This is a genomic window from Microcoleus sp. Pol14D4 (assembly GCF_036701245.1).
Classification (GTDB): Bacteria; Cyanobacteriota; Cyanobacteriia; order Cyanobacteriales; family Microcoleaceae; genus Microcoleus.
The window spans coordinates 1-4,595 of sequence record NZ_JAUBQM010000163.1 but is presented as its reverse complement, the minus strand read 5'-3'; the positions used below and the strand labels follow the sequence as shown (position 1 = coordinate 4,595).

Sequence of the window (4,595 nt, the reverse complement as noted above, 5' to 3'; positions counted from 1 at the left end):
GTTGTCATCAAACTACTGCGAAACGAATACCCCAATTTCAACGAACTTGTCGGGTTTCGCAATCAGTACACCATTGCTAAAAATCTTAATTTTTCTAGCATTATCCACCCCTTGACTCTAGAAGTATACCAAAATAGCTATGCCTTAGTCATGGAGGATTTTGGAGGAGTATCTCTATCTACTTATCTCAGAGTTGGTAACGCTCACAACCCTGCTCAATCTTTATCTTTAACAGAATTTATCAATCTGGCTCTGCAACTCACAAACATTCTCCACTATCTCTACCAAAACCGAGTCATTCACAAAGATATCAAACCCGCCAATATTTTAATTAATCCCGAAACAAAACAAATTAAACTAATTGACTTTAGTATCGCATCCCTCCTACCACGAGAAACCCAAGAAATTAAAAATCCCAATGTCTTAGAAGGAACATTAGCCTATCTTTCTCCCGAACAAACCGGACGGATGAATCGAGGCATTGACTATCGTAGTGACTTTTATTCCCTGGGTGTGACCTTTTATGAATTGTTGACAGGATCGTTACCATTTGTCTCAGAAGATGCGATGGAATTAGTGCATTGTCATCTCGCTAAACAGCCAATACCCATCCATCAAATTCATCCAGAAATTCCCCTAGTTTTATCCGAAATAGTCAGTAAATTGATGGCAAAAAATGCCGAAAACCGCTATCAAAGTGCATTAGGACTGAAATATGATTTAGAGAAATGTTTAACTCAAGTTCAAGAAACTGGTCAGATTGAATCTTTTGAACTGGGAGACGGAGATATCAGCGATCGCTTCATTATCCCCGACAAACTCTACGGTAGAGAAACCGAAGCAGCCACTTTACTGCAAGCCTTTGAAAGAGTCAGTCTGGGCGCAACAGAAATGATGCTAGTAGCAGGGTTTTCCGGGATCGGCAAAACCGCCGTCGTCAACGAAGTTCATAAACCCATTGTGCGGCAACGCGGTTACTTCATCAAAGGTAAATACGACCAGTTCAACCGCAACATCCCCTTCAGTGCCTTTGTCCAGGCTTTTCGCGACTTGATGTCACAACTATTGAGTGAAAGCGATACTCAGCTAGCACAATGGAAAGAGAAAATCTTATCTGCTTTAGGTGAAAATGGGCAAGTTTTAATAGATGTCATTCCCGAACTCGAACAGATTATCGGCAAACAGCCAGCAGCCCCAGAACTCTCTGGTAGTGAAGCTTTAAACCGCTTCAACTTGTTATTTGGCAAGTTCATAGCCCTGTTCGCTACAGCCGAGCATCCTTTGGTAATGTTTCTCGATGACTTGCAGTGGGCAGATTCAGCTTCACTAAGCTTGATGCAGGTGTTGATGAGTCAAAGCGAGATGGGCTATCTGCTAACGATTGGGGCATACCGAGATAACGAAATCTTTCCGGCACATCCGCTAATGCTGACATTAGAGGAGATGAAGAAAGACTCAGCGATCGTCAATACCCTGACTCTAAATCCTTTGAGTCAATCTCATATTAATGATTTGGTTGCTGACACCCTCAGTTGTACAAAAGTTATAACGCAACCTTTGAGTGAGTTAGTTTATCAAAAAACCCAAGGCAATCCCTTCTTTGCTACCCAATTTCTCAAAGCTTTGCATCAAGATGGCTACATTGCTTATGACTTCAATGTAGGACATTGGCAGTGCGATATTGCAGCAGTGAAATTGCTCTCGCTCACCTCGGATGTGGTTGAGTTCATGGCAATGCAATTGCAAAAGTTACCCGATGCAACCCAAAATGTCCTCAAACTTGCTGCCTGTATTGGCGCTCAATTTGATTTAGAGACATTGGCGATAGTTTCAGAATTTTCTTCAACCGATGCCGCAACAGCATTGTGGAGAGCTTTGCAGGAAGGCTTGATTTTACCCACGAGTCAGACTTACAAGTTTTTTCAGGGTACACAACAGTCTGACTCAGAGGAAACCGTTAATCCAAGCTACCGTTTCCTGCACGATCGCGTCCAACAAGCTGCTTATTTTCTAATTCCTGCGGAACATAGAGAAGCAACCCACCTCAAGATCGGACAACTCCTATTGAGAAACTTTACGGCAGCAGAAAGAAACAACCAAATATTTGAAATTGTAAATCAACTGAATATGGGAATTGGGTTGATCGACCAGCAATCTGAGCGATATGAAGTCGCCCAGTTAAATTTACGGGCCGGACAGAAAGCCAAGGTATCTACTGCCTATGTTGCTGCATTAAACTATCTAACTACAGGCATTAAACTGTTGACGAGTGATAGTTGGTCCACTCAATATAACCTATCGCTAGAGTTGTATGGAAAAGCAGCGGAGGCAGCATATCTTAGTAGCAATTTTGGGCAGATGCAGGAGTTGATTGAAGTCGTCTTACATCAATCTAAAACCTTATTAGACAAAATCAATGTCTACAATACCAAAATGCAGGCTTGTATGGCTCAAAATCAGTTGCTAGAAGCCATACAAACGGGACTGCAAGTTTTGCAATTGTTGGGGTTAGAGTTTCCTGAAAATCCCCAACTGTCTGATGTCCAAGCCAAACTAGAAGCAACTCTGTCTGCTTTGGCGGGCAGGTCTCCCATAGACTTGATTATATTGCCAGAAATGACCGATCCTTTCAAACAGGCAGCCATGCAGATTCTTGGCAGTTTGGCTCCCTGTGCTTACCAGGCTGCACCGTTGTTGCTGCCATTAGTCGTGTCAGAACAGGTTAACTTATCAATTCAATATGGCAATACCGCGCTCTCAGCTCCTAGTTACGGCTACTTTGGCTTAATTCTTTGTGGCGTTATGGTAGACATTGAGACAGGCTATCAATTCGGTCAACTCGCTTTAAGCTTGCTCAATAAACTTAATGCTAAAGATATTCAAGCCAGAACGATCTTTGTAGTAAATGCAAATATTCGGCATTGGCGGGAACCCCTTCAAAAAACCTTGGAACCATTGCAATCAGCTTATGCAATTGGGTTGGAAACAGGAGATTTAGAATTTGCCGCATTGTCTATTTACATCTACGTTTATCATGCCTATCTGGCAGGAAATGAGCTGTCAGTAATGGAAAGGAAAATTACTAGCTACAACCAAGCATTAGCTCAAGTCAAACAGATCAATTCGCTAAATTTTAATCAGATTTTGCATCAAGCCATTTTAAATTTGACTCAGCAGGTCGAACAGCAAACCAAGTTGAGTGGTAATATCTATGACGAGCAGATGATGCTGCCACTACACCAACAAGCCAATGATGCAACTGCTATTTTCTACGTTTACTTTAATAAACTAATTCTCTGCTACTTGTTTGAGCAGTTTTTTGAAGCAGTTGAGAATGCAGCAGCAGCCAAAGCATATTTAAGAGGTGTGACAGCGAATTTTGTAGTGGGGGTATTTTATTTTTACGATTCCCTCACCCAACTAGCCGTATTAGAAGACGCATTGGAATCTGAAAACAGCAGAATTCTTGAAAATATTCGAGCTAACGTAGAAAAAATACAGGACTGGGCACATTATGCGCCTACAAATCATCAACATAAGCTCGATCTGATCTACGCAGAACAATATCGCGTTTTAGGCAATAAAGCCGAGGCAATTGACTGTTATGACTGTGCCATTGCGGGAGCCAAAGAAAACGAATATATCCAAGAAGAAGCCTTAGCTAATGAACTAGCAGCTAAATTTTACCTGGATTGGGGAAAAGAAAAAATTGCCGCTGGATATATGCAAGAAGCCTACTATTGCTATGCCCGATGGGGCGCTAAAGCCAAAGTCGCCGACTTGGAAACCCGCTATCCCCAACTCATGGCCCCCATCCTCCAGCAAACCCGTTCTCCTTTCTTCCCTCACGAAACTATCTTCTCATTGGGAAGTGTTACCTCCACCAGTTCCCCCACTTCTAGCAGTAGCAGCATCTCTGTGGCTTTAGATTTAGCGGCCATTCTCAAAGCTTCCCAAACCCTTTCTGGGGAAATCGAACTCGAAAAACTACTTTCAAAGTTGCTAGATATCGTCATTGAAAATGCGGGAGCAGATCGGTGTGTGTTCATGCTTTTAGAGTCAGGTCGTTTACTGATTCAGGCGTTAGCACGGCTTTCCCAGAGCGGTGGAAATAGCCAGACTACCCAAGTCGAATTTTACCCGATGTTGCTCAATCCACAACCTATTGAAAACTCTATTGATGTGCCAGTTAGCTTAATTAATACTGTTAAACGCAGCTTACAACCTGTGGTGATTATTGATGCAACGGTGCATCCTAAATTGAGCAACGATCCGTATATTCAGCAACAGCAACCCAAGAGTATCTTGTGTAGCCCGATTTTGCATCAAGGTAAGTTGCTAGGCATTTTGTATTTAGAAAATAATGTAGCAACGGGAGCATTTACCAGCGATCGCGTGGAACTGCTCAACTTACTTTGCACTCAGGTCGCAATTTCTTTACAAAACGCTCGACTTTATGCCAGAGAACAGGAAAAATCACAAGATTTAGAACAAGCGCTAACTAATCTGCAAAACGCCCAAATCCAACTTATCCAAGGTGAAAAAATGTCAGCATTGGGTAACTTAGTCGCTGGTGTCGCTCATGAAATTAACAA

1 protein-coding gene is annotated in these 4,595 nt (G+C 42.3%); it reads left to right on the top strand.

Features of this window, described 5'->3' with window-relative positions; translation table 11 throughout:
* Positions 1-4,595: AAA family ATPase (locus QUA33_RS27650; RefSeq protein WP_333152905.1), on the top strand; the 4,595-nt coding region annotated here is incomplete at both ends.